At 62.7% G+C, this 24,583-nt stretch carries 22 protein-coding genes; 10 read left to right on the top strand and 12 right to left on the bottom strand.

The genetic code is table 11. The features are described from left to right. Window positions 1-10: 10 nt before the first annotated feature. On the top strand, window positions 11-1,855 hold the full coding sequence (locus tag HDE78_RS02500; RefSeq protein ID WP_179476916.1) for an aminopeptidase P family protein: 1,845 nt from the start codon (window positions 11-13) through the stop codon (window positions 1,853-1,855). A gap of 7 nt (window positions 1,856-1,862) precedes the next feature. Here the strand turns inward: HDE78_RS02500 and HDE78_RS02505 are convergent, their stop codons facing one another. Then, window positions 1,863-4,568 carry an EAL domain-containing protein gene (locus tag HDE78_RS02505; RefSeq protein ID WP_179476917.1) on the bottom strand — a complete coding sequence of 902 codons (2,706 nt, stop codon included), beginning with the start codon at window positions 4,566-4,568 and terminating at the stop codon, window positions 1,863-1,865. A 112-nt stretch (window positions 4,569-4,680) separates the two neighbouring features. Then, complete coding sequence (locus HDE78_RS02510) at window positions 4,681-5,457, bottom strand: iron-containing redox enzyme family protein (RefSeq protein WP_179476918.1); 777 nt, start codon at window positions 5,455-5,457, stop codon at window positions 4,681-4,683. Window positions 5,458-5,986: 529 nt separating this feature from the next. Here HDE78_RS02510 and HDE78_RS02515 point away from each other — a divergent pair. Then, window positions 5,987-6,199, top strand: coding sequence for a hypothetical protein (locus HDE78_RS02515; RefSeq protein WP_179476919.1), 213 nt, complete (start codon window positions 5,987-5,989; stop codon window positions 6,197-6,199). Between the two features lie 94 nt (window positions 6,200-6,293). On the opposite strand, the gene HDE78_RS02520 is transcribed toward HDE78_RS02515, so the two are convergent. Both HDE78_RS02520 and HDE78_RS02525 read right to left on the bottom strand, forming a co-directional pair. Next, complete coding sequence (locus HDE78_RS02520; protein WP_179476920.1) at window positions 6,294-6,683, bottom strand: MAPEG family protein; 390 nt, start codon at window positions 6,681-6,683, stop codon at window positions 6,294-6,296. Window positions 6,684-6,780: 97 nt separating this feature from the next. Beyond that, window positions 6,781-7,656, bottom strand: coding sequence for a metal-dependent hydrolase (locus HDE78_RS02525; RefSeq protein ID WP_179476921.1), 876 nt, complete (start codon window positions 7,654-7,656; stop codon window positions 6,781-6,783). Between the two features lie 329 nt (window positions 7,657-7,985). Here HDE78_RS02525 and HDE78_RS02530 point away from each other — a divergent pair, with 329 nt between their 5' ends. Continuing rightward, window positions 7,986-9,146 carry a membrane dipeptidase gene (locus HDE78_RS02530; RefSeq protein ID WP_179476922.1) on the top strand — a complete coding sequence of 387 codons (1,161 nt, stop codon included), beginning with the start codon at window positions 7,986-7,988 and terminating at the stop codon, window positions 9,144-9,146. Between the two features lie 54 nt (window positions 9,147-9,200). After that, the gene (locus tag HDE78_RS02535) at window positions 9,201-10,034 is read left to right on the top strand and encodes a DUF4097 family beta strand repeat-containing protein (protein ID WP_179476923.1); all 834 of its coding nucleotides are present in this window, start codon (window positions 9,201-9,203) and stop codon (window positions 10,032-10,034) included. Window positions 10,035-10,049: 15 nt separating this feature from the next. Here the strand turns inward: HDE78_RS02535 and HDE78_RS02540 are convergent, their stop codons facing one another. Both HDE78_RS02540 and HDE78_RS02545 read right to left on the bottom strand, forming a co-directional pair. Beyond that, window positions 10,050-10,562 carry a DUF1697 domain-containing protein gene (locus HDE78_RS02540; RefSeq protein WP_179476924.1) on the bottom strand — a complete coding sequence of 171 codons (513 nt, stop codon included), beginning with the start codon at window positions 10,560-10,562 and terminating at the stop codon, window positions 10,050-10,052. Between the two features lie 197 nt (window positions 10,563-10,759). Then, window positions 10,760-11,464, bottom strand: a complete 705-nt coding sequence (locus HDE78_RS02545; RefSeq protein WP_179476925.1) for a glutathione S-transferase N-terminal domain-containing protein — start codon at window positions 11,462-11,464, stop codon at window positions 10,760-10,762. Window positions 11,465-11,610: 146 nt separating this feature from the next. Here HDE78_RS02545 and HDE78_RS02550 point away from each other — a divergent pair, with 146 nt between their 5' ends. Then, complete coding sequence (locus HDE78_RS02550; RefSeq protein ID WP_179476926.1) at window positions 11,611-12,072, top strand: GNAT family N-acetyltransferase; 462 nt, start codon at window positions 11,611-11,613, stop codon at window positions 12,070-12,072. 338 nt (window positions 12,073-12,410) lie between these two features. Here the strand turns inward: HDE78_RS02550 and HDE78_RS02555 are convergent, their stop codons facing one another. Then, a complete protein-coding gene (locus HDE78_RS02555; RefSeq protein ID WP_179476927.1) occupies window positions 12,411-13,556 on the bottom strand; it encodes a diguanylate cyclase in 1,146 nt (381 codons plus the stop codon). A 433-nt stretch (window positions 13,557-13,989) separates the two neighbouring features. Here HDE78_RS02555 and HDE78_RS02560 point away from each other — a divergent pair, with 433 nt between their 5' ends. From HDE78_RS02560 to HDE78_RS02570, 3 genes are read left to right on the top strand one after another with little or no spacing between them, the layout of a single operon-like run. After that, window positions 13,990-15,405: a cytochrome ubiquinol oxidase subunit I gene (locus HDE78_RS02560; RefSeq protein WP_179476928.1), complete on the top strand. Its 1,416-nt coding sequence runs from the start codon at window positions 13,990-13,992 to the stop codon at window positions 15,403-15,405. An 8-nt stretch (window positions 15,406-15,413) separates the two neighbouring features. Continuing rightward, complete coding sequence (gene cydB, locus HDE78_RS02565) at window positions 15,414-16,421, top strand: cytochrome d ubiquinol oxidase subunit II (RefSeq protein WP_179476929.1); 1,008 nt, start codon at window positions 15,414-15,416, stop codon at window positions 16,419-16,421. Window position 16,422: 1 nt separating this feature from the next. After that, complete coding sequence (locus HDE78_RS02570) at window positions 16,423-16,554, top strand: DUF2474 family protein (protein WP_179476930.1); 132 nt, start codon at window positions 16,423-16,425, stop codon at window positions 16,552-16,554. Window positions 16,555-16,652: 98 nt separating this feature from the next. Here HDE78_RS02570 and HDE78_RS02575 read toward each other — a convergent pair whose 3' ends face one another. The 5 genes from HDE78_RS02575 to bla all read right to left on the bottom strand — a co-directional run bounded on the left by HDE78_RS02575 (window position 16,653) and on the right by bla (window position 21,747). Continuing rightward, a complete protein-coding gene (locus HDE78_RS02575; protein WP_179476931.1) occupies window positions 16,653-17,813 on the bottom strand; it encodes a M23 family metallopeptidase in 1,161 nt (386 codons plus the stop codon). Between the two features lie 118 nt (window positions 17,814-17,931). Next, entirely contained in the window at window positions 17,932-18,675 is a 744-nt protein-coding gene (gene aqpZ / locus HDE78_RS02580; protein ID WP_179476932.1) for an aquaporin Z, read from the bottom strand. A gap of 169 nt (window positions 18,676-18,844) precedes the next feature. Continuing rightward, window positions 18,845-19,894, bottom strand: coding sequence for an aldo/keto reductase (locus HDE78_RS02585; protein ID WP_179476933.1), 1,050 nt, complete (start codon window positions 19,892-19,894; stop codon window positions 18,845-18,847). 75 nt (window positions 19,895-19,969) lie between these two features. After that, entirely contained in the window at window positions 19,970-20,704 is a 735-nt protein-coding gene (locus tag HDE78_RS02590) for an SDR family oxidoreductase (protein WP_179476934.1), read from the bottom strand. Between the two features lie 170 nt (window positions 20,705-20,874). Then, entirely contained in the window at window positions 20,875-21,747 is an 873-nt protein-coding gene (gene bla / locus HDE78_RS02595; RefSeq protein WP_179476935.1) for a class A beta-lactamase, read from the bottom strand. A 114-nt stretch (window positions 21,748-21,861) separates the two neighbouring features. On the opposite strand from bla, the gene HDE78_RS02600 reads away from it, so the two are divergent. Next, the gene (locus HDE78_RS02600) at window positions 21,862-23,838 is read left to right on the top strand and encodes an AMP-binding protein (RefSeq protein ID WP_218861930.1); all 1,977 of its coding nucleotides are present in this window, start codon (window positions 21,862-21,864) and stop codon (window positions 23,836-23,838) included. A gap of 210 nt (window positions 23,839-24,048) precedes the next feature. After that, a complete protein-coding gene (locus tag HDE78_RS02605) occupies window positions 24,049-24,552 on the top strand; it encodes a gluconokinase (protein WP_255457561.1) in 504 nt (167 codons plus the stop codon). Window positions 24,553-24,583: the final 31 nt, after the last annotated feature.

A 24,583-nucleotide genomic window follows, 5' to 3' on the forward strand; every position in this document is an offset into this window, starting at 1 on the left:
GCATGAACGCATGACCTCTTCCGCCATCTCCCCGATTCCCGGCCGTCTGGCCGCCTTGCGCGCCGCCATGCAGCAGCATCGTGTCGCCGCCGTACTTGTGCCCAGCGCCGACCCGCATCTTTCAGAGTACCTCCCCGACCACTGGCAGGCACGCGCATGGCTGTCCGGTTTCACCGGTTCCGCGGGCACGCTGATCGTTACGGCCGACCATGCCGGGCTGTGGACCGACTCGCGCTATTTTTCGCAGGCCGAGCAGCAGCTGGCCGGTACCGGCATTTCGCTGATGAAGCTGCAGGTGCCGCACGCGGCCGAACACCTGGCGTGGCTGCAAAAGCATTTGCATGAGGGCGACGTGCTGGCAATCGCGGGCGACAGCGTGGCGGTGAATACGCAGCGACAGATCGAGAAAAAGTTGAGCGACCGCGGCGCCACCCTGCGCACGGACCTCGATCTGCCAGGTGCCATCTGGAGCGATCGCCCGGCGCTGCCCACCGCTCCGGTGGTGGCGCACGATGCGGCCTTTGCGGTGATTCCCCGCGCAGAAAAGCTCGCCCGCGTGCGCGACAGCATGCGCAAGCTCGGCGCCACGCATCACCTTATTTCCAGCCTCGACGATATCGCCTGGCTGACCAACCTGCGCGGCAGCGACGTGGAATGCAACCCGGTCTTTCTGGCACACCTGCTGATCGAAGCCGGCGGCCACGGCACGTTATTTGTCGCGCGCAGCAAACTCAGCGATGCGCTGGTCGGCGCGCTGGCCGCCGACGGCATCGCGGTCGCCGATTACGCCACGATCACCTCCGCGCTCGCCGATCTGGGCGCGCAAGATAGTCTTTTGCTGGACAGCGGCCGCATCGTCAGCACCATCGACGCCGCCATTCCTGCGGCGGTCAAGCGCATCGAGGCTGCCAACCCCAGCACCGCGATGAAAGCGCGCAAAAGCGCCGCCGAACTCGACCATGTGCGCGAAGTGATGCGCCGCGACGGCGCCGCACTGGTTTGCGCCTTCCGCCGGCTGGAACAGCGTCTCGCCGCCGGCATGGCGCTGACCGAGCTGGATGTCGACACGCTTTTATATGAGGAGCGCTCGATCCAGCCCGGCTACGTCGGCAAGAGTTTCGACACCATCGCCGGTTACCAGGCCAACGGCGCCCTGCCGCACTATCGCGCCACGCCCGAGCAGCACAGCCACCTGCAGGCCAAAGGCCTGCTGCTGATCGACTCCGGCGGCCAGTACCACGGCGGCACCACCGACATCACCCGCGTGCTGGCGCTGGGCCCGACCACCGACGAGCAGCGCCGCGATGCCACCCTGGTGATGAAGGGCATGATCGCGCTGAGCCGCGCCCGTTTTCCCAAGGGTGCCAGCGGCCCGCAGCTCGATGCGCTGGCGCGGGCGCCGCTGTGGGCCTCGGGCATGGATTATGGCCACGGCACCGGCCACGGCGTGGGTTATTTCCTCAACGTGCACGAAGGCCCGCACGGCATCCGTCCGCCGGTGTCCGGCAGCGCGCTGGTGGCGCTGGAGCCGGGCATGATCAGCTCGATCGAACCGGGCCTGTACAAACCGGGCCGCCACGGCATTCGCCACGAAAACCTGGCCGTGGTGATCGAAGCGGATACGACCGAATTCGGCGAGTTCTACGCGTTCGAAACGCTGACACTGTGCCCGTTCGATCGCAACGCGCTGGAAATCTCACTGCTCAATCCGGAGGAACGCGCCTGGCTCGACGACTATCACGCCAAGGTGCGTGCCGCACTGAGCCCGCTGCTGGAAGAGGCAGACCTGGAGTGGCTCCATCGGCACTGCGCGCCGCTGCAGGTCGCATCCAGGGACGCCGCGGTCGCCGCGTAAAGCCTGGCTAGGTACGCTTGGGCGGTACGAGCCTGAGCTTGGTGACCCCCGGCGTGGCGCTTGGGCGCAGCAGCCGTTCGATCTTGCTCGGGCTCACGGGGTAGGAATACAGATAACCCTGCCCTTCCATGCAGCCGGCGCGCAGCAGAAATTCGTGCTGCGCCTCGGTTTCGATGCCTTCGGCAATCGTCGTGAGGCCCAGAGCCTTCGACATCGCCAGCATCGCCTCGGCAATCGCCACGTCACCGGCGTTATCCGGTAAGCCGGTGACGAAGGAGCGATCGATCTTCAAAAACGCCACGGCCGGCAGCTTGAGATAGGACATCGAGGAATAGCCGGTGCCAAAATCATCGATCGCCACGTCGATGCCCAGCGTGTGCAGCATGTGCATCGTGCGCTCGGTATCTTCACCGAGGCGCAGCATGGCGCTCTCGGTGATCTCCAACAGCAGCCGCTGCGCCGGAACGTGGCGCGCCAGCAGCGTGCGATGGATGCCTTCGACAAAGGCCGGCTGACCGAACCAGCGCGCGGAAATATTCACCGCCACCCGGATTGCCGGCACGCCAGCGAGATCCCACGCCTGAATCTGTGCGCAGGCCGCCTGCAGCACCCACTCGTCGATGCGTCGGATCATGCCCAGGCTTTCGGCCATGGGGATGAACTCGCCGGGCAATATCTCGCCGCGCTCGGGATGCTGCCAGCGCAGCAGCGCCTCCACTGCCACGATGCGCCCGGTGCGCATTTCCACGCTGGGCTGGTACACCAGATAGAACTCGTCGCGAGCCAGCGCCTGACGCAGCTCGCTGGCCAGCTGCAGGCGCTTGCGCGTATTGGCGTGCATCATCGGCGAGTAGAAGCGGTAGGCATTGCGCTCCTGGGTTTTCGCCGCGTACATCGCCGCGTCGGCATTGGCGATCAGCGACGACGCGTCGGTGCCATCCAGCGGAAAACCCGCCACGCCGATGCTGGCGCTCAGAAAAATTTCGTACTCGTCCACCACAAACGGTTCGGACAGGCTCGCCAGCAGCCGGTTGACGATCGGCCGGGCGTCCTCGCGCAGGCTCAGTCGATGCAGCAGCACGGTAAATTCGTCGCCGCCGATGCGCCCGGCCATATCGCCCTCGGCCAGTTGCTGGCTGATCCGCTCGGCCACCTTCACCAGCAAGCGATCGCCGATCGCGTGGCTGTAGGAGTCGTTGACGATCTTGAACGCATCCAGGTCGATGAACAGCACGGCGATGGCCATGCGCTCACGCGCGGCCACGGCAATCGCCTCGCTGCAGTGGCGCTCGAACTCCGAGCGGTTGACCATGCCGGTGAGCGGGTCGTGCCGCGCCAGATGCTCCAGCCGACGCTGGTTGGCCTTGCTGGAAAAAATGTTGGTGAACACCGCCACGTAATACTGCACATTGTTTTCCGCATCGCGGATGGCGCTGATACTCAGCTGCTCGGGGTACGTGCTGCCATCGCGCCGCGTGCTCTGCACTTCACCGAGCCAATTGTGTCCCGCGGCGATGTTTTTCCAGATCGACAACGGCAGCGGGGAGCCGTCCGGCAGCGTGCGGGTATCTTCGAAGGGCTTGCCCAACAGCTCGCGCGTGGTGAAACCGGTGATGCCGGTGTGCGCCATATTGGTCGACACCACCCGCCGGTCGGCGTCGGCGATGATCACGCCCTCGACGATGCTGGCCAGCGCCTCGGCCGCCACGCGGCGCTCTTGCTCCATCGCCACCCGCTCGGAGATGTCACGGATGATCGCCTGGCGCACGGACGTCCCGCTCCAGTCGACCAGGCTGCTCTGCGTTTCGACCGGACGCTTGCTGCCATCGGCATTGAGCAGCGCGTTGACGGTCGGGCGACCTTCCTTGCGAGAAATCTGCTGGGTGAACAGGTGCACGAAGCGGTCGCCGACCAGTTCATCCCAGCGGCGCCCGGTCCATGCGCTGGCCGCCTGGTTGGCGTCCAGTATCCGGCCGCTTTCTTCGTCCACCATCACGATGGCATCGGCCGCACTGTCGAATACCAGGCGATAGCGCTCCTCGCTGCCACGAATGCTGTCCAGAATGCGTCGCGCCATGCGTACCCACAAGACGGCCGCGAGCAGGAACGCGCTGAGCACGCCCCAGAACAGCACGCGGCCCAGCCAGATCGCACCGTTGACCACTTCGACAGAGAAAAGCTGGGTGCGCGGCTCGATGAACGTATTGAGCGTATTGATACGCTCGCGCTGACGCTCGATCTCGGTCTGTGACATGGTCCCCGCGCCGTAGCCGCGTTCGAGCTCTCCGGCTACCACGTTGAGTTCGGCGATCTTATCGTCGGTGGAGCGCCAGGCATTCAACGCCTCGTTGATATGCGGCGCCGAGGAAAAGTGCTCCAGCATAAAGGTCATGCCCGGCCTCGCCGCCGGCATGATGCTGCCGCGGCGAAATACGTCCTCGATCACCGCCTTGTCGAAATGACCCGAAGCGATGGCATCCCGACCGAAACGATCGGATTCAAGCACCCCGAAGTTGTGCTTGAAACTGGCAAGCGACGTCGCATCGCCTTTGACAGCGTAGTTGCTCAGGTCGATCACGGCCTGCTTCTGCGCCTTGGACCAAAGACTCTCGCTGTTGAGAAAACCAGCGAGAGTTATCTGGACCTGCAACACAATCCAGGTCAACGCCATGATCAGCACGATGACAACCGCAAGCGCGTAGGCCAACGGCATTAACCGCTTTGAAAGAGGCCTCTTGAGACTCGCACCGATGAAACGCATCGATTGCCTTTTGGTTTGATTAAGCCTCGGCGATCCTTCTCGCAGTATGCATCCAGTAGCTACATCAAGCTGCGGCCTCGTTCACCTTACCGAAGCTCCACTGACGCTGGATACAGCGATCCCCAAGAAGAATCATGCTCACATAGCTACGTTTGATGCACTCGGCCAGATGGGCGACTTCAACAGGCGAAGGGTTCGTACCCATGATGGTACAGACAATTTCCAACGCCTCCCACGGATGCGTGTCATCGTAATCAGCGTGCAGGTGAAGCCAGCGCAAGCTGCCCGCACGAATCGATGGATCGAAGCTCTCCCGGTACTTTGTACTCTGATAAATCATGGCTGACCACTCGCCAGTGACACCCTCGATGGCATAGTTGGTGGCAATCATGCCTGCCGCCAGCGTCCCGCGCGAGCTGACTTCTTCGCACCAGCGCAACAGGCCATCCGTGCCGTGCGGCGCGTCGGTATGAAGAAGGTCGTCACGCGAGACACCCGCCCCCTCGGCCCAGTTGATCCAGTACTCGGCATGGTTCTGCTCGACGCGGATATTACGCACCAGCCAGCGTCGTGCCATGTCGTCACCGGCGCTGCGTCCATAACGGGTCTTCAGCAGGTTGAGCGCCATAAAGCTGGGAAAGCGCTCGATGAAGGGCCACAGGCCTTTCATGAAGTTGGCGGTCGACTCGCGATCGAGCTCCAGATTCATCATCATCTTCCAGATTTCGTGGTCGATGACGCGTGCCTTGGTCTTGGCGCAGTCGGCGATCATGTCCTGTGCCCACTGCGGATAACTGCTGATTTCGGTGAGGGGGCCGGTACGTTCGAAATGCGTGTTCATGTAAAACTCCTTTGCAATAGCGGCCGTCGTTGCTCGACGACTGCGTGAATACGGCGTGGGACAGTCCACGCCGCTGTGACTCCGGTCATCGGACGGAACAGATCACCGGAAACCTTGAAAGGCCCCGCCGAATCGGCGGTATGAGAAAAGCACGTGGTTTTGAAGATGGCGATAGCCGTTCGTGCGCGCCAGCGCGCTTTTTCGGCAAGCATGTACAGGACCTGCCGTCCAGGCATGCAGTCGCAAGAACGCGGCGCACGATGCGGCCGCGCGTGCGCCATACGCGAGCCGAATCATCACGTTGATCGACGCGACGCGCGCTTCGCAGGGCGCTGACGGACCATCGATACGCATGATTTACTGCGGCTAACCACGCACGATAAATTCCAATCCACGAGAGCAGCCCTGACCACAAGCGGCTGGCTTCTAATCCCACGGTGCCAACCCTGCCAGCCAGCGCACGGCGAGACGGAGCCAATCTCGGGGCTCACAGCGCTATCGACGAAATCGCCCCAGAGGCGTCATCGACATGGCTCGATCCTCTCTCAGTCCACTGCCGGATGCAAACCGAAAGCCGCATGTGCCGCACGCCCAGGTGGAAGTTGCAGCCAGCACCGCCGACGTTTGGCCCTACCGCGCTATGTCGACCCCTGTGCGGCCCAGCCTGATCGGTTTTGCCGCGCCGCTGCCGGGCATCAGCGTCGTGGTGCTGGTGCTGCACGCCGCACGGATTCCGGTCTAAGCGGCTGTTTACGATCTCCCGGCGCGGGCTACGTGGAGATCATAAACAGGCTCTAAGCGACCAGACGCCAAACTACGCTGCGATGACATAGCCCTTAATACAGCGCTTCGATCACCTGCAGAAAACCCCAGAACGCCACGATCCACACTGCGGTACGCACATAGGGAATGCCAGCTGCGTAAACCGGCCAGTACGCCGCGCGCGCCCAGAAATAAACCTGCGCGCCAAGCGCCGTGTGATCTGTGTTGCGATGGGTCAGCACCACGGCCAGCACCGCGGCGGCGAAAAACGGAAAGGTTTCCAGAAAATTCCGGCTGGCGCGCTCGGCGCGTGCGGCCACGCCGACCAGCGGTTTGGCGTCGCCCTCGCGGTTGCCGGCGTTCCATCGGATCCCGCGCTGCGCGGTAGCCAGACAGGCCGCGACAAGCACGTAGGCCAGGCCCAGCGCGATGGACCAGGCCAGCATTTTTATCTCGATGGTCATCGTACGGCTCCGCGGCATGGTGGTTGAGGGATGCCCCGATCGAATCATCTTCGGCGATATGGCGCCAGCTCAGCTACCTAAGACTTGCGAACCCGGATCAGCCGGCGGCAGCCGCCCATGCCTTCGCCTGCGGCAAAGGCTTCGCTTTCGCCAGCTCGTCATAGTGCCGGCGCGTGGCTTCAACGAGCTTGCGGTTGTCGTGCTTCCACGGGTGATACCCCGGCACGAACCACGACAGCCACTGGCTGCCGATGCGGGTGATCGGACCGGGCGACACGAATAGAAAGCCCAGCAGGCGCAGCCAGCCGCGCCAGTCTTTCTGCGTGCCCTCGGCCTTTGAAATACGCCACATGAACTGCCACACCCTAAAAGTGAACAGCCCGGTGACGAACAGCATGGCGCGAGTGCGGCGCAGGTACTGTTTCAGCGGCGAACCGCCGACGCGTCGAAACACGTCGAACGCCACGCCCTTATGTTCGGTTTCCTCCAACGCATGCCATTGCCAGATCGCCGCCATACGTGGATCCGATCTGTGCATGGTTCCGGGATGACGCAGTATCTGATCGGCCAGCATTGCGGTGAAATGCTCCAGGCAGATCGTCACCGCAAGCTGACCTAGCGGCGGAAGCTTCTTCGCGCGATTTTCCTGGAACGTCTTCAGCACCTGTACCAGCTCTTTGGCGCCGATGCCCTGCTTCTCCAGACGATCGTTGTATTCGAGATGCTCGCGACTGTGCATCGCCTCCTGTCCGATAAAGCCGCTCACTTCGGCGTCGAGCACCGGGTCATCGGCGATCTGAGCACGGAACGCGCGCACGCTGTCGATGAAAAAACGCTCGCCGTCGGGAAACATCAGCGACATCGCGTCGAAAAAGCGCGTCTTGTGCGCATCCCCTTCGACCCAGAAACGCGGGATATCGGCAGCCATATCGAAATGCAGATCGCGGCGGACAATGGTCGGCGAGTGGCTCATGACACTTCCACGTATTGGTATCTCGGGGCAAAGCTAGGCGCATCGGCGCCAGGTTTCAAGACATCGTGGCGCAAGTGCCTGTTTCGCTAGCTGAAGATGCGGGCTTTGTTCAGCCTCTGGCGTAGCGGCGGTATCGGCAGTGAACCAGCGGACCGCGCCTTTTCGAAGGACGACACCGCTGTCCGCTCGGACACCTGCGATAGTCCGCGGACACCATGCTGAGATCCGGATTGAGTGCCCGCGCCACGCCGCGGCTGGCACGATAGCTGCCAGGAGCTCAATGCGTCATGCAATCCGGCGCTCCACACTGACTTCTCGAGACCCCAACCATGACGATAGATCGGCGCGAATTCCTGAAACTGTCATCGGCCTTGGCGGCCGGCATGGTTCTGGCGCGAACAGCACGGGCCTCGACGAAGGTATCGACCGTCGGTGCTTTTCCCGGAAGTGCCACCCTCATCGACGGCAACCTGGTCCCGCCGTTCAATGACGCGGGTGGCGCGCTGGACGAAGCCACCGCCAAGGCGGTGCTGTCATCCGGCCTGACCGCACTGAAGGCGACGATCGGCGGCAGCGGCAACGACTTTGTCCAGACCAGTTCGGAAATGGACGACTACGACAAAGGCATTCGCGCCAACCCGCATATCTATATGAGGGTCAGCGAGCCGGCCGATTTTCTCCAGGCCAAGCGCAGCGGCAAGGTCGGCATCATCTATTCGTTCGAAGGCGTGGAGATGCTGGAAGGCAAGATCGAGCGCATCGACCTTTTTCGCGCGCGCGGCGTGCGCGTGATGCAGCTTTCCTACAACAAGCCCTCGCCGTTCGCGTCCGGCGTATTGAGCCCGCAGCCATCGGAGGGACTGACGCCGCTCGGACGCGAAGCCGTGCAGCGAATGAACGCGCTGGGCGTATCGCTGGACCTCAGCCACTGTGACGAGTTATCCACGCTGGCCGCACTGGCCGCATCGGAAACGCCCGCACTCATCACCCACGCCGGCTGCTCCGCTGTCTTTGCCAACCCGCGCAATAAAAGCGATGCCGTATTGCGCGCGATGGCGGCCAAAGGTGGCGTGGTCGGCATCTACGACCTGTCGTTTCTGGCGCGGGCGCCGAAGCAGCCGACGCTGGACGACTATCTTCGCCACATAACCCACGCCTTGAACGTCTGCGGAGAAGATCACGTCGGCATCGGCAGCGACGCCATGCTGATGCCGTTCGATACCTCGCCGGCCAATATGGTGGAGTGGAACAAGATCATCGTCGCGCGCAAGGCCAGTGGCGTGGGTGCCCCGGGCGAAGGGCCACCGCCTTTCGTGGTCGGGCTCAATCGCCCCGATCGATACCGCATCATTGCCCAAGGTCTGACCAAGCGTGGTTACACGCCGCGCATCGTCGACAAGGTGCTCGGCCTCAATTTCCAGCGAGCGTTTACCGACACCTGGAAGGCGGCATGCGTCAACCCGCGCCGCTCGCGGAAATCGCGGCAGTAAACCTTTGGCCGCTGCGCCGCATCTCATGATCCGTTACCCACCGGGAGTGAACACATGCGCACACTTATTTCTGCCCTACTGCTTCTCGCGCTGCCGCTGGCGGCGAGCGCCAACGAATGCAAATTCACCGCCGCGCGCAATGCCGACCTCGACGCGGCCGGCCTGAAAGACCTGATGCTGACACTCGGGTCGACCGACCTGGATATTCGAAGCGCTCCCGGCCTGACCAAGGTCGAAGTGCGCGGCACCGCCTGCGCCTCGGACGCCTCGAAGCTGCAGGACCTGCAGGTCAACGCCCGACGCAGTGGCGATCATGCCACGGTGGATACCAGCAGCAACCGTGGCTATATCAACATGAACGTGTTCGGTTCCAGCTACGCGTATATGAAGCTGGTGGTGCGCGTGCCGGCGACATTGGCCATTGCCGTCGACAGCGGCTCGGGCGACGTCAATGCCGCCGATCTTGCCTCGCTGAATTTCGATTCGGGCTCCGGCGACCTTATCGCCGACCGTATCGCCGGCCCACTGACGCTGAAAGTCGGCTCGGCCGACGTCAAGGCCCAACACGTCGGCAGCGTCGATCTGCGAGGCAGCGGATCGGGCGATGTGCACGTCAGCGATGTGCAGGGCGACGTCCATGCAGGCCATTCCGGCTCCGGCGACCTCGGCTTTGACCGCGTCACCGGCAATGTCAGCATCGGGGGAACCGGCTCCGGCGATATCCGGCTCGATGGCATTGGCCGCAATGTCGAGGTAGGCAGCACTGGATCGGGCGATGTGACGGCCGACGGCGTCGGCGGAAACTTCACCGTTCACTCCACCGGCAGCGGCGATATCCGGCACAGCAATATCAAGGGCAGCGTCAACGTACCCAAGAGCGACGACTGAATTCTATTAACCGCCTCACGATGACGTCGCCATGGCGGTCAGCTTGGCGACGGTATTCATATTGCGCGCGGTGCCGGCAGAGGCCGCGGCTATCTTCAACCGCGAATCGGCCATGCCGTCGACATAGTGCACGTAGATCTCGCGTCGGCCCAGGGCGATGCGTTCGTCCTTGCGGCCGGTGACGTGATCGAGCGTATCGGCTGGCGGCGCGCCTTCCAGAAAAATGGCCATCACGCGATCGGGCGGCTCGCCAGCGAAAGGATTCGCCGCCAGCACGGCAGCCATTTCCGTTCCTGTCCGCACCAGCACACCCACCTGCTTTCCCGCGTATGCCGCCAGTCGTGACGCCAGCGCCGCCGTCACCTGCTTTTCGGTCTGCTTGCTTTCAAACATCAGGTTACCGCTGGCTATAAACGTGCGAACGTTCGCAAACCCGGCCTGCTCGCCCATCGCTTTCAGTTCGGCCATCGGCAGTTTGCCGGTGCCACCGACGTTCACGGCGCGCAGCAGAGCAATGTACGTCTGCATATCCCCTCCTCTCATCACTTTATGCAAAACACCCGATGCGACCGACAGGCCTCCCACCCGGCCAGATGTAACCGTTAAAGATGTAACGCACTGTCCGATCGCGCTGCATCCACCCATCTGCCGAAGACGGCAGCGTCGGCCACGGCAGGACACCGTTCCTCAACGGCGAGCTGTCACTGATCGACCAACAACCGTCTTCAGCCGCGGCGCGGAATGTTCAGGCCACGCTGCACCGCCGGCCTCGCCAGCGCGCGATCGAGCCAGCCGGGAACGTGGCTCAGCGTGTCGTACTCGACGATCTCGCGCGCCTCGTAGAACGTGATCATATTTCGCACCCAGCCGATCGTCGCGATATCGGCGATGCTGTACTCCTCGCCCATGATCCATGGGCGATCCGCCAGGCGCGTATCGAGCACGCTCAACAGTCGCTTGGATTCCGTCGCGTAACGCTCCAGCGGGCGCTTGTCGGCGATCTCCCTGCCGGCAAATTTGTGGAAAAAGCCCAGCTGCCCGAACATCGGACCGATCGCCGCCATCTGAAAGAACAGCCACTGGATCGTGTCCCAGCGCTGCGTCGCGTCGGCCGAAATAAACTGCCCCGACTTGTCGGCCAGATACAGAAGAATCGCACCCGACTCGAACAGGCCGATCGGCTTGCCGCCCGGACCATCCGGATCGATGATCGCGGGAATCTTGCCGTTGGGATTGAGCGAGAGAAACTCCGGCGTGTGGCTCTCGTTCTTGGTGATGTCGACCAGATGCGGCTCGTACGCCAATCCGGTTTCTTCCAGCATGATCGAGACTTTGACGCCGTTGGGCGTGTTGAGCGAATACAGCTGAATGCGCTCGGGATGCTGCGCGGGCCAGCGCGTAGCAATGGGAAAGTCGGAGAGCTTCGACATAACGGGTCCTGGGTAAACGACTCGCTGCAAAGTAGGCCCTTCCGTCGGCGCATTCAATAGCTGCGCCAACGACACGGCAACCGGCCCCACCGAGTGACACGTCACGCGCTTGCGCGATGCGACGAATCAGCGCGATAGTCGTGTCCATGAAACCGTCCCTCATCATTCGCTCCGTAACAACCTCGGACCTGCCTGGATGGCGCACGCTGTGGTCCGGCTACAACGCCTTTTACGGTCGCAAGGACGAAACAGCACTGGCCGATGAGATTACCCAGACCACCTGGAAACGCTTCTTCGATCCGCTGGAACCGGTACATGCGCTCGTTGCCGAACAGGACGGTCGGTTGCTTGGACTTACCCACTACCTGTTCCATCGCAGCACCACCCAGCTTGGACTGAACTGCTATCTGCAGGACCTTTTCACCATCGAAGCGGCACGCGGGAAAGGCGTGGGCCGAGCGTTGATCGAAGCCGTCTATGACCGCGCGAAAGAAGCCGGTTCACCGCGCGTCTATTGGCAAACCCACGAAACCAACGTCACCGCGATGCGGCTCTACGACCAGGTCGCCAAGCGCTCGGGCTTTCTCGTTTACAGCCGACTCGTTTGATTGGTCTGCCGCCGTATCAACCCGCATGCCCTACGATATTCGCCCGCGAGCCGCTTTTCGACTTATGCAAGATAACTTGGCAAGGGACGATTACACGCTGTATTTCCTTGGCGTCGCGCTTGCAAACCCATCAGCTTTGGCGCGGCATGACGAGCCCGCCGGACACTTTCGAGCCTTTCATCGCTTTTGAAGCCCTGTCATTTTCCGGTCGGCGTTGGCACAAGGCGCCTCGTATCTATCATTGACCTGACCACTCCGCCGCTTTTTATGGTCGACGCGCATGGCGCATTGGTCAGCATTCGGTAAGCACCGCTGAGGCAGCAAACACAAAGTTCGTATCAGTCGTCCAGCGCGACGGCAACGCGATTGCGCCCTTCCACCTTGGCCGCATAAAGCGCCTTGTCGGCACGCCGCAGCACATCGTCCAGGCTCCTGTCATTGGCATTGGCCACGCTGATGCCGATGCTCACCGTAAACACGGGGAGGCCTTCGCTGCGATCGGCAGCGGCGGCGACGCGCAGTTTCTCCGCCACGGCGCTGGCATCGAACGGCGACATTTCACGCAGGATCAGCGCAAACTCCTCGCCGCCGATCCGGCCGACGATGTCGCTACTTCGCAGCGTAGCCAGCGCAAGGCTGGCAAATCGCTTCAGCACGAGATCGCCCACGGCATGTCCGTAAGTGTCGTTGACGCTCTTGAAGTGGTCGAGATCGAGCATCGCAACGGACAACGGCCGGCCCGAACGGCTCGCCAGCAGCAGCTCGCGATTGCCCACGTCCATGAAATGCCGGCGATTGGCTAGCCCGGTCAGGCTGTCGCGCGTGGCCAGCTCATACAGACTCGCCGCATAACGTCTCACTCGATCAACCAGCGGGCGAAAAATGAAAATCGCCTCCAGCGACAGCGTAATCAGCAGCGTGATCAACACCACCTTTTGCGCTGTACGCAGCCATTCGATGCGCCGACTGGCTTCGTCTTCGAAAATCGACACGGCCTGATTCAAGTTCGGCAGCAACGTTGTGCGAGCCGCTGCCTGCAGCCGTCGATAGGCCGCCTCGACGTCGCCACCGGGCAAGGGTTGGGCAAAGCGACGCGCGTCGAGGACAAATTGACGCACCGCGAAATCCAGCGGCGTCGCGCCCTCCAGATAAAAACGATGCGCTGACGGAGAAAGCTCATGGCGGATACCGAGATCACCGCCCTGCATCAGTGCTTTTTCCGAACGCTCCATCAAGGTGACGGCATCGAGCAGCGGCTGCCGCGCGGTCGCATCGCCGGCATGCAGATCCGTCGCCAGCAATCCGATGCGCTGCGAAAGCATGCGCTGACGCCCCGCCACATTGATCACCGTGGCCGAATCGCCTTGCGCCACGATCACGTTGTTCAGCAGCACATGCACCGCGCCGGACAGAATGGCGATCAGCGCCAGTCCAGCGATATACGCATAGGTAAGGCGTCTGGCAATCGCACGCTCGGCGTCCATAGTGATTCCGTAGTTTTTGATGGAGCGTGGAAGTTAAGGTGCCTGGAAGCTAAAACCGCGCGCACGGAGCTTGAAACAACTGCAGCCGTCACGGCAAGGGGCAAGAGCGCATGCGGTCTGACAAAAAAAGCCGTACCGCGCGCATGGCGAGTCGAGCGCTGGATTTTTTTCGACGGCTGCTGCCGCATCCATCGCGCTGACATCGTTGCAAGAAACTCTCATCGGCCGACCCTGCGCGATCCATCCGATATACGCGATGACCGGCCGAGCCCGCACCGGCCTCAACTTCCAATACGCGCATCGCCGCCGCCAGATTGTCGCACCGCAGCATCATATTGCTCTATCTATTGCTCTATCGGCGTAATCTTCACGCGTGTGATTCGTCAGCCGGAACGCGGGCGACGCAGCGGATTATTTTGATGGAGCGACTGTCTTGAACCACATCGGCGACGCCCTGCTTTTGGCGCGAATCCAGTTCGCGTTTACCGTGTCGTTCCACATTATTTTCCCCGCCATCAGCATCGGCCTGGCCAGTTATCTGGCCGTACTCGAAGGTCTTTGGCTGCGCACCGGAAAAGTTGTTTATCGCGAGCTGTTTTTCTTCTGGTCGAAAATTTTCGCTGTCGGCTTCGGCATGGGCGTGGTCTCGGGCGTGGTGATGAGCTACGAGTTCGGCGCCAACTGGGCCGGCTTTTCGCAGGTGGCCGGCGCGGTAACCGGGCCGCTGCTCGCCTATGAAGTGCTGACCGCATTTTTTCTCGAAGCGGGTTTTCTCGGCATCATGCTGTTCGGCTGGACGCGCGTCGGGCCGCGGTTGCATTACCTGGCCACCGTGATGGTCGCCGTCGGCACATTGATCTCCACCTTCTGGATTCTGGCCTCCAACAGCTGGATGCAGACGCCGCAGGGCTTCGCCCTGATCGACGGCAAAATCGTGCCGATGGATTGGTTCGAGATTATTTTCAATCCGTCGTTTCCCTACCGCCTGATGCATATGGCGATCGCCGCCTTCATCGTGGCCGCCATGCTGGTCGGCGCGTGCGGTGCGTGGCATCTGCTGCGCGGGCGTCGCGACGAGGCGATCAAGACATCGTTCTCGATGGCGATGTGGATGATCGTGTGCATCGTGCCTATCCAGATTGCCGTCGGCGACGCGCACGGCATCAATACGCGCAAATATCAGCCAGCCAAGATCGCCGCGATCGAAGGCCTATGGGAAACCGAGAAAGGCGGCACCTCGCTCAACCTGGTGGGCTGGCCGGACATGCAGGACGAGGTCACCCGCTACGCGCTGAAGATTCCGCACCTCGGCAGCCTGATCCTCACGCACAGCTGGGACGGCGAGATTCAGGGCTTGAAGGACTTTGCACCGCGCGATCGGCCCAATTCCACCATCGTGTTCTGGAGCTTTCGGATCATGGTCGGCATGGGCTTTCTGATGCTCTTTCTCGGTCTGCTGAGCCTGGCGCTACGGCGCGGCGGCCGGCTCTACGAGTCGCGCTTTCTGCAGCGGTTTGCCGTGCTGATGGGACCATCCGGTCTGATCGCGCTGCTGGCCGGCTGGGTCACCACCGAAGCCGGGCGACAGCCATGGGTGGTCTACGGCGTGCTGCGCACGGCCGATGCATCGTCGGCGCTTTCTGCCCAGCAGGTGGGCACGTCGCTGATGATTTTCGTCATCGTGTATTTCTTGGTGTTCGGCACCGGTATCTATTACATGCTCAAGCTCATGGGCAAAGGCCCGTCGCTCGGCGATGCCACCGATACGCACGGCGACGACACCGGCAGGGGCGCACCACGATTCGATCATCGCCCGCTGTCCCGTCCCACCGATCCGATCGACGAATAGGCGCCGCCATGCACATCGATCTCCCCATGATTTGGGCTGCCATCATCGGTCTGGGCGTTTTTCTGTACGTGCTGCTCGACGGATTCGACCTCGGCATCGGCCTGCTCTTTCCGTTCTTCCATGGCGAAGGCGACCGCGAGGTGATGCTCAACACGGTCGCCCCGGTCTGGGACGGCAACGAGACGTGGATGGTGCTCGGCGGCGCCTGTCTGTTCGCGGCGTTCCCGGTCGCTTACGGCACGCTGCTGCCGGCGGTGTATATGCCGCTGATCGCCATGCTGTGCGGCCTGATCTTTCGCGGCGTGGCCTTCGAGATACGCGCCAAGGCCAGGCGCACCCAGCATCTCTGGGAGTTGGCCTTCATGCTGGGCTCGGCGATGGCCACGTTTTGCCAGGGTGTGATCTTGGGCACCCTGCTGCAAGGCGTCACCATCGTCGATGGACGATTCGCCGGCACGGCGTTCGACTGGCTGTCGCCTTTCAGCCTGTTCTGCGGTCTGGGCCTGCTGACCACCTATGCGACGCTGGGCTGCACTTGGCTGGTGATGAAAACCGACGGCGAGCTGCAGCGGCGCATGCGCGTGATGGTAAAGCCGCTGGTGCTGACCCTGCTGCTGGTGATCGGCGTAGTCAGCCTGTGGACGGTGCTGGGCCAGCAGGCCGTTGCCGATCGCTGGTTCGCCCGATACAACTTCGTCTTTTTTGCACCGGTGCCGATCCTGGTGCTGGCCTGCGTCGCCGGCATCGTCAGGTTCAATACGCGCGGGCACGACAAGCTGCCGTTCGTGCTGACCCAGGCGATCTTGTTTCTGGGCTACAGCGGGCTGCTGATCAGCATTTTCCCCTACATCGTGCCGCCGTCGCTGACGATTTGGGCGGCCTCCTCGCCGCCCTCCAGCCAGAAGTTCACGCTGGTCGGCGTACTGATCGTTCTGCCGATCATCCTGGCGTATACGGGGCTGGCGTACTGGGTGTTCCGCGGCAAGGTGCGCCACGGCGATGCGGGCTACCACTGATATGGACCAACCCGAACAGGCGCCACTGCACAAGCGGCTCGGATGGTTTTTTCTGCTGTACGCCGTGGGTTTTCTCGCCGTGCTGATCGTCGCAGGACTCTTCCGTGTCCTGGTACTGGATGTAGTGCGATAGGCAGTCGCGCAGTCTAGACAAGCAGCCCGCAGCGCGTCACTGCATTTTGTCACGCCCGAATGACAACTGACGAATTGGGCGATCGACGCGACTTGAACTCAGGGAAATCCGATCACCACATCGTTCAACGGCAGCTGAGCCTGACGATGCTGCGCCGGTGGTGCGGTCCATGGGCCACCCTGGCCGAACAGCTGGGCTTCGGATTCCGGCCCGAAAAAATCGAAGCGATCGAACACGAACGGCAGGCCTTCCGAGCCTTCGAAGGTCGCTGCATTGGACAGTTGGAAATGTAGATGCGGCGCGCTGGATCCGCCGGACTGACCGAGATGCCCAAGCAGTTGACCGCGCGTCACGTGATCGCCGGCATGCACTTTGACGCTGCCGCGCTGCAAGTGCGCATAGCTGGCAAACACGCTCGGTGCCACCTGCAGCACCACGTAGTTGCCGAAGACCGCGCGCGTCGTCAGCGAATCGGGTTCGCCCTGCGGACTGAGCGGCGCATGCTCTTGTTCGCCGTCGTGCGCATCGCTGATCACGCCATCGGCGACAGCGATCACATCGGCGCCGTAACCGATCCAGTCGACATAGCGCGAGTGGCCGATGTCCTTCACGCCAGCGTGCATGGCATGACCCTGGCGATCAATTCCCACCAGATCGAAGGCGTAGCGCTGCGGAATCGTCACCATGCCGTTCACCGCCACAAGGCTGCCCCAGTGATGCGAATGCGCATTGCCTGGTCCCTCGTGCGCCAGCCACAGGCCACCGCGCAGCGGCGCACCGAGGGTCAAAGGCGCTGTCGTATTCACGGGCACCGACACGCCATCGAGCAGCTCCGGTTTACCTTTTTCGGCGGCGAACGCCATACGGTGCCGAAGCATATGCGGCGATAAACTGCCTTTCGGCAGCGTGATCCATACGTAGATCACTGCACGCTTACCGGACTCGATCGACACCGGCGCGTGCTCTGCCGGCGCGGGGCGCGTCATGCCGGCCAGTTTGCCGGCGCTGAAGCTGGCCAGCGGCACGCTGGCATCATCGCCGTATACGTCGAGGCCCTGCGGTTTCAGCGCGCCGGTATCGCCGTAGATATTGGTGATATCCAGCTCGTAGGCCAGATGATTCAGGCCGTCCGTGCCCGTGAATGCGGTCGGTGCAAACGGCACGCGTGCTTCGACTGGCGCCAGCGGCTGCTGTGCAACGACGGTAGAACCCCAAAACAACGACGCGACAAGCGCCAACGTCTCGTAGCGTCTTTTCATCGGTGACTTCCCCGTCAGCTGGAGCATGCAGGATGTCTTCACCACGCTTGCGATTGCAAGCGTGATCACCCCCTGTCCCGATGGCGATGGCGATGGGCAAGGCTCGATGGCTTGCCCATCAGGTGATCGGCACGTCACCCACGATGTTGGGCCGGTCAGCGCCGAGCCAGCGGTAGACGGCGCCGCCGATCACGCCGCCTACGATGGGCGCCACCCAGAACAGCCATAGCTGGCCGATTGCCGTGGCACCGGCGAACAGCGCCACACCGGTAGAGCGCGCCGGGTTCACCGACGTGTTGGTGACCGGAATGCTGATCAGGTGGATCAGGGTCAGTGCCAGACCGATGGCCAATGGGGCAAAACCCGCCGGTGCGCGGCCGTGCGTGGCGCCCATGATCACGATCAGAAACATCGCCGTCATCACCACCTCGCAAAGCGCCGCAGCGGTCAGTGCGTAACCACCCGGCGACATCGCGCCGTAACCGTTGCTGGCGAAGGTACCCGCCGCGTTGGGATCGATCGCGAAGCCGGGCGCACCGCTGGCGATGTGCAGGAGTATCGCACCGGCGACAACGCCACCGATCACCTGCACCACCACGTATGGCACCACATCCCGAATCGGAAAACGGCCGCCGGCCCAGAGCCCGATCGTCACCGCCGGATTGAAATGCGCGCCGGAGATGTGGCCGAACGCGTACGCGCCGCTGACCACCGTCAAGCCGAAGGCCAGCGACACGCCGAGCAGACCGATGCCCAACGGATTGCCCGGCCCGCCGAACTTGGCCGCGAGAACCGCACTGCCGCATCCACCCAGTACCAGCCAGAACGTGCCCAGAAACTCCGCAACGAGTCGCCTTAGCATGACACTTACTCCCCTGGACGAACTGGCCCAGCGCCAGTCCAACCCGCGCACTTTGCGCCCGCGTCTCACGCACTGCAATAGTGCGCTTGCACCGGATTGAAACCTGCTCAAGCACTAAAACAGCGGAGCATCGATCAAAGACTCCATACCCCGCTGTCTCGGCCGCGGATCAACGCTCGTCGGCAGCCGCGATCTGCTTCTTTCGGTACTGGCCCTGCATGTCGAACATCCAGCCGGGATATTCGGGCGGCAGCATGCTGACCTTGTCCAGCGCGGCCAGTTCGTCGGCGTCGAGCTTCACTTCGGTGGCGCCGATATTGTCATCGAGCTGCTCGATTTTCTTGGCGCCGATGATCACGCTGGTCACGGGCTTCTGATGCAGCAACCACGCCAGGGCGATCTGCGCCACCGAGACCTTGCGCTTGTCGGCGATGCCGCGCATCACGTCGATGCAGTCGTAACCACGCTCCTTGTTCACCGGCGGAAAGTCGAAGCTGGCCCGACGGCTGCCCTGCTCGCCCTCCTTGTCGCGGCCGTACTTGCCGCTGAGCAGGCCGCCGGCCAGCGGGCTCCATACCATCAAGCCCATCTGCTCGCTGGTCAGCGCGGGAATGATCTCGCGTTCGAGGTCGCGTCCGGCGACCGTGTAATACGCCTGCAGCGACTGAAATCGCGACAGCCCATGTTTTTCTGAGATACCCAGCGCCTTGACGATCTGCCAGGCCGCCCAGTTCGATACACCGACGTACCGCACGTGACCGTGCTGCACGAGGTTGTCCAGCGCGCGCACGGTCTCCTCGATCGGCGTGGCGGCATCGAAACCGTGCACCTGATAGAGATCGATGTGATCGAGCTGCAGTCGCTTCAGGCTGGCTTTGAGCCCATCCTGGATATGGTGGCGCGTGAGCCCGCGCGAGTTGACGCCCCTGGTGCCGGTCTCGCCGAAGACCTTGGTTGCCACGATCACATCTTCGCGTGGCACCTTCAGATTCTTCAGCGCCTGCCCGGTCATGATCTCCGACTGGCCGAGCGAATAGACGTCGGCGGTATCGATGAAATTGATGCCGGCCTCGAGCGCGCGACCGATCAGTTTGTCGGCATCGGCCTGTTTCAGGTCGCCGATCTTGCTCCACATCTCACCTTCGCCGCCGAAGGTCATGGTGCCGAGGCAAAGCTCGGAAACGAAGACGCCGGTATGGCCGAGTTTGTTGTAACGCATGACATGCTTTCCTGTGTGGGCAACGCGTAGCAGCGCGGCCACTTTCGAAAAGCGGCCGTTCTCAGCGTCGAAAAATTACGGAGAAATCTGACGAGTCGGCATGATCAGCGACTCCTGCATATTGACGTGCGCCGGCTGGGCGAAGGCGAATACCAGCGCGTTGGCGATGTCTTCGGCATGCAGCGCGTCGATCGAGTCGCGGCGCTCCTTCATTTTATCCGCCGGCACATTGAAGCCCCAGTTGGTATGCACGGCGCCCGGCTCGATCAGCGAGACACGAATGCCCTCCTCACCGAGCTCCTTACGCAGCGCGTCGTGAAAGCCGACGACCGCAAACTTGGTCGCGTTGTAAACCGACCAGCCGGCAATACCGTAACGGCCGCCGACGCTGGAAACCGTGCTGATCATCGCGCCCTTGCGGCCGCGCATCAGCGGAATCGCCAGCTGGGTACAGTTGAGTACGCCGTAGAGATTGGCGTCGATCGTCGACTTCCATTCTTCCCGCGTGCTCTTCTCGAATGGGTTGTTGTAGCCCACCCCGGCGTTATTGAAAAGCAGATCGATGCCGCCAAATTCCTTTTTTACCTCGGCAAAAACTTTCGCGATCGCCGCTTCATCCGCCACATCGGCGGCTTTCACCACGGCGCTGTCACCCAGCTCCTTGGCCAATGCATCCAGCTTGTCCTTGCTGCGTGCGACCAGCACGACCTTGACGCCTTCGTCCACCAGCGCCTTCGCGGTCGCTTGGCCGATACCGCTGGATGCGCCGGTGATCACGGCGACGCTGTCTTTGAGATCTCTGAGTTTCATGGCTTCATTCCTCCATCAATGGTCGGATTCGTTTGTGACCGCAGAAACCGATGCACTTAAGCCAAACGATCCGGTGGCGATACTTCACTTCCCACTATGGCGGACGCGCCGTATGCGTGCCGTGACCCGCAGGCGTCCGGCTCCCCAGACGCGAGGAGATCGCGCCGAAACTACAGCTGTGCGGCAATACGCCCTACATCGGCCAGCACCGCATTTCTTGTGGCCGCGTCGGCTGCAGAACCGGCGTAGTACGCCGTCACCAGCAGCGGCTGGCGCTGCGGCGGGTAGAGAATGCCGACGTCGTTGGTTTCGTTCTGCGCGCCGCTGCCGGTCTTGTCGCCGATCGTCCAGCCCGGCGGCAGGCCGGCACGCAGTTTTTCCGCACCGGTCGTGCAGCCGCGCAGCCATTCGATCAATTGTGCGCGCGGGGCCGCGGCAAGCGCGTTGCCCAACAACAGGTTTTGCAGCGTAGCGAGCGCGGCGTTCGGCGTGGTCGTGTCGCGGATATCGCCGGGACTGGCGATATTGAGATCCGGCTCGATGCGATCGAGCCGCGTCACCGTATCGCCTAGGCTTCTGGCGAACCTCGTCACGGCGCCCGGCCCGCCCATGCTCGCCAGCAGCAGGTTGGCCGCCGTGTTGTCGCTGACGGTCATCGCCGCCGCGCACAGCTCGGCGATGCTCATGCCCGGTGAACCCACGTGCTGGCTGGTCATCGGCGCGTAGCTCAGCAAGACCTCCCGACCGAACACGATGCGCCGATCGAGGTGTTCGTCCCCTCTGTCCACACGCGCCAACACCGCGGCGACCGCCAGCAGTTTGAACGTGCTGCACATCAGAAAGCGCTCATCGCCCCGATGCGTCGCGCGATGCCCGTTGCCGGTATCGAGAATGGCGACGCCCAATCGCCCACCGTGCCGGCGCTCGAGCTCGGCAAGGCGTTCATTTGCGTCATCCGAACCGCTGGCGATGGCCCATGACGGACGCAGTACCAAAGCGGACACACCGAGCAAGGCGCTTTTGAGCAGGCTTCGACGATTCATGATTCTCCCTGGCGGCGGCGCTGACAAAACATCCATCCAGGATGATCGCCGATCGCGACTGCAGGCTGGAAAAAATAGGGCAATGCGATGGCAGCGGCCGAACCATGCTTCGCCATGCCGCACGTTCCGGCAGACGATCGACTGACCAACGATCCCTCGGCGACGGTTCTCCGTTATCGTTCGCCGATGGAAAAAACGCTGCTCGAACAACCGCTGATCATGGCGCCCGATCGGGTGAAACCGGCCACTACGCTACAGGAGGCCGCACGGTGGCGCGCGCTTCCTCCCGAAGCCTACTGGCTGGAGATCGCGCAGGCCTTTGTCTGGGACAAGCCGCCTGAAAAAGCGCTCGACGGCACGCTGGGCGACTTTCGCTATTTCCCCGGTGCGATGGGCAACGTCAGCGTCAACTGCCTCGATCGCTGGCCGGCCGAACGCGTCGCGCTGCACTACGAGCGCGAAGATGGCTTGAAGGAAACCTGGACCTTCGGCGAACTCACCGACGCCGTCGCTCGCTTTGCCGCCGCACTCGAAGACCTCGGCGTTCGCAAGGGCGATCGCGTGGCGGTCTACGCCAGCAACGTGCCCGAGTCGTTTATCGCCATCCACGCCTGTTACCGCATCGGCGCGATCTATTCGGTGATCTTCGCCGGCTTCAGTGCATCGGCGGTGCGCGATCGCATCGTGGATGCGCAGCCCAAGGTCATCGTGTGCACCGACGCCACGCTGCGGCGCGGCCGCGTAATACCGATCAAGGCGACCCTCGACGAAGCGATGCAAGGCTTGCCGGTGCCCCAGATCATCGTCGCACGCCGCGTCGATCGCGCCTATCCGCTGCACGACGGCGAACACGATTTCGCCGAGCTGCTCGCACGCACCGCGCGGCGGGCGGTGCCGATGTCGCTCGAGGCCAACGATCCCGGCTTCATCATCTACACCTCGGGCACCACGTCGAAGCCGAAGGGCCTGGTACACGCGGGCATCGGCTTTCTGGTGGGCACCTATGCCAACGTCAAGTGGTCGCTCAACCTCGGCGCCGACGATATCTACTGGTGCACGGCCGATGTCGGCTGGCTGACGTTTCCGATCTTCGCCCTGGTGGGCGGCCTCGCCCACGGCGCCACGCACGTGATCTACGAAGGCAGCCTCGATACGCCGACGCCCGGACGCGCTTACCAAGTGATGGCGGATTACGGGGTCAACAAACTGTTCACCGCGCCGACCGCGCTGCGCATGCTTCGTCGCGCCGGTGATGCGCTGCTGCAGCAGCACGACACCAGCAAACTGGCGCTGGTGTCCCTGGTCGGCGAGCCGCTCGATCCCGATACGTGGTTCTGGACACGGGACAAGCTCGGCCGCGGCGCGATCTTCGTCAACAACACCTACGGGCAAACCGAAACCGGCACCGCCTGGTCGAGCAGCATGGTCGGCCTCACGCCCACGCGTCCAGGCAGCTGCGGGCATGCGCTGCCGGGCTATGCGCCCCACGTGCTGCGCGAAGATGGCACACAAGCCGCGCCCGGCGAAGTCGGTGCGCTGACGCTGAGCGCACCGTTTCCCTGCGTGGCCCGCACCGTCTGGGGCGATCACGCGCGTTACGTCAAAACCTATCTCACCACCTTCCCCGGCCACTACCTGTCCTCCGACGCTGCACTGTTCGACGCCGATGGCCAGCTGTGGGTCACCGGCAGGATGGACGACGTGATCAATGTCGCCGGCCATCGCCTCGGCACGATGGAGATGGAGGCAGCCTTGCTCAAGCACGCGGCCGTCTCGGAGGCCGCCGTGGTCACCCAGCCCGATGCGATCAAGGGCATGGTGCCGGTGGCTTTTGTCGTGCCGCGAGCAGGCTATGTCGACAGCGCCGAACTGCAGTCGGCACTGTGCCAGTCCATCGTCGATGCAGTCGGCGCCATCGCCCGTCCCGCGCGTGTCATCGTGGTCTCCAGCGTGCCGCGCACACGCAGTGGAAAAATCATGCGGCGCGTGCTGCGCGATCTCGTCGTCGACGGCGAGGCGTCCGGCGATCTGACCAGCCTCGAAAACCCGGAGGCCATCGGCGTGGTGCTGCAGAAGATGGCCGAGGCCTGACGGACATGCACGGCAATATCATCGACCTCGACGGCGGATCGACTGTACGCCACGAACATTACCCGTCGCGCGGCCGTAAGAGCCTGTTCACCACCTCCCAATACCTCGCGTCAGAGGATCATGAAGAGGCGCTGAGGTCATCGACTCGAACGAGGCGATAAACTTGCGTCGGCGTGCTGCAAGCACGGCGTCATCAACGAAAGGAGCGGCATGGTCATCATCGTCATGGGCGTATCGGGTTGCGGCAAGACCACCATTGGGCAATCGCTGGCCGACGCGTTCGGCTGGGATTTTCAGGAAGGCGACGTGCTGCATCCGCAGGCGAATATCGACAAGATGAGCGCCGGCATCCCCTTGGACGACGACGACCGCTGGCCGTGGCTGGATCGTATCGCCGCATGGATACGCGACGAGCATGCACATCATCGCCAGGGCGTGGTGAGCTGCTCTGCGCTCAAGCGCCGCTATCGCGATCGGCTGCGCCTGGCCGACGCCGACGTGGGCTTTGTCTATATCCAGGTATCGCGCAGCGAACTGGAGCGGCGCACCCGCCAGCGCCATCATTTCATGCCCACCTCCCTGCTCGACAGCCAGCTGCAGACGCTGGAGGAGCCGGCGCCCGACGAAGACGCGTTGACCGTATCGGGGGAAGCGACCATCGCTACGCTGATCGACGAAGTATCGCGCTGGTTGGCGGCACGAGCCCATCACTGAAGGGCCACCGTAATGCTTGCGCTGCGCATAC

It is taken from the genome of Rhodanobacter sp. K2T2, assembly GCF_013408815.1.
Classification (GTDB): domain Bacteria; phylum Pseudomonadota; class Gammaproteobacteria; order Xanthomonadales; family Rhodanobacteraceae; genus Rhodanobacter.

What these genes read in the sequence shown, in the direction of transcription:
- HDE78_RS02500 (WP_179476916.1), top strand. Translation starts at nt 11, where the DNA reads ATGACCTCTTCCGCCATCTCCCCGATTCCCGGCCGTCTGGCCGCCTTG.
- HDE78_RS02545 (WP_179476925.1), bottom strand. Translation starts at nt 11,464, where the DNA reads ATGTCGAAGCTCTCCGACTTTCCCATTGCTACGCGCTGGCCCGCGCAG.
- aqpZ (WP_179476932.1), bottom strand. Translation starts at nt 18,675, where the DNA reads ATGCTAAGGCGACTCGTTGCGGAGTTTCTGGGCACGTTCTGGCTGGTA.
- HDE78_RS02520 (WP_179476920.1), bottom strand. Translation starts at nt 6,683, where the DNA reads ATGACCATCGAGATAAAAATGCTGGCCTGGTCCATCGCGCTGGGCCTG.
- cydB (WP_179476929.1), top strand. Translation starts at nt 15,414, where the DNA reads ATGCACATCGATCTCCCCATGATTTGGGCTGCCATCATCGGTCTGGGC.
- bla (WP_179476935.1), bottom strand. Translation starts at nt 21,747, where the DNA reads ATGAATCGTCGAAGCCTGCTCAAAAGCGCCTTGCTCGGTGTGTCCGCT.
- HDE78_RS02555 (WP_179476927.1), bottom strand. Translation starts at nt 13,556, where the DNA reads ATGGACGCCGAGCGTGCGATTGCCAGACGCCTTACCTATGCGTATATC.
- HDE78_RS02505 (WP_179476917.1), bottom strand. Translation starts at nt 4,568, where the DNA reads ATGCCGTTGGCCTACGCGCTTGCGGTTGTCATCGTGCTGATCATGGCG.
- HDE78_RS02590 (WP_179476934.1), bottom strand. Translation starts at nt 20,704, where the DNA reads ATGAAACTCAGAGATCTCAAAGACAGCGTCGCCGTGATCACCGGCGCA.
- HDE78_RS02530 (WP_179476922.1), top strand. Translation starts at nt 7,986, where the DNA reads ATGACGATAGATCGGCGCGAATTCCTGAAACTGTCATCGGCCTTGGCG.
- HDE78_RS02510 (WP_179476918.1), bottom strand. Translation starts at nt 5,457, where the DNA reads ATGAACACGCATTTCGAACGTACCGGCCCCCTCACCGAAATCAGCAGT.
- HDE78_RS02540 (WP_179476924.1), bottom strand. Translation starts at nt 10,562, where the DNA reads ATGCAGACGTACATTGCTCTGCTGCGCGCCGTGAACGTCGGTGGCACC.
- HDE78_RS02575 (WP_179476931.1), bottom strand. Translation starts at nt 17,813, where the DNA reads ATGAAAAGACGCTACGAGACGTTGGCGCTTGTCGCGTCGTTGTTTTGG.
- HDE78_RS02525 (WP_179476921.1), bottom strand. Translation starts at nt 7,656, where the DNA reads ATGAGCCACTCGCCGACCATTGTCCGCCGCGATCTGCATTTCGATATG.
- HDE78_RS02600 (WP_218861930.1), top strand. Translation starts at nt 21,862, where the DNA reads ATGCCGCACGTTCCGGCAGACGATCGACTGACCAACGATCCCTCGGCG.
- HDE78_RS02605 (WP_255457561.1), top strand. Translation starts at nt 24,049, where the DNA reads ATGGTCATCATCGTCATGGGCGTATCGGGTTGCGGCAAGACCACCATT.
- HDE78_RS02550 (WP_179476926.1), top strand. Translation starts at nt 11,611, where the DNA reads ATGAAACCGTCCCTCATCATTCGCTCCGTAACAACCTCGGACCTGCCT.
- HDE78_RS02515 (WP_179476919.1), top strand. Translation starts at nt 5,987, where the DNA reads ATGGCTCGATCCTCTCTCAGTCCACTGCCGGATGCAAACCGAAAGCCG.
- HDE78_RS02585 (WP_179476933.1), bottom strand. Translation starts at nt 19,894, where the DNA reads ATGCGTTACAACAAACTCGGCCATACCGGCGTCTTCGTTTCCGAGCTT.
- HDE78_RS02535 (WP_179476923.1), top strand. Translation starts at nt 9,201, where the DNA reads ATGCGCACACTTATTTCTGCCCTACTGCTTCTCGCGCTGCCGCTGGCG.
- HDE78_RS02570 (WP_179476930.1), top strand. Translation starts at nt 16,423, where the DNA reads ATGGACCAACCCGAACAGGCGCCACTGCACAAGCGGCTCGGATGGTTT.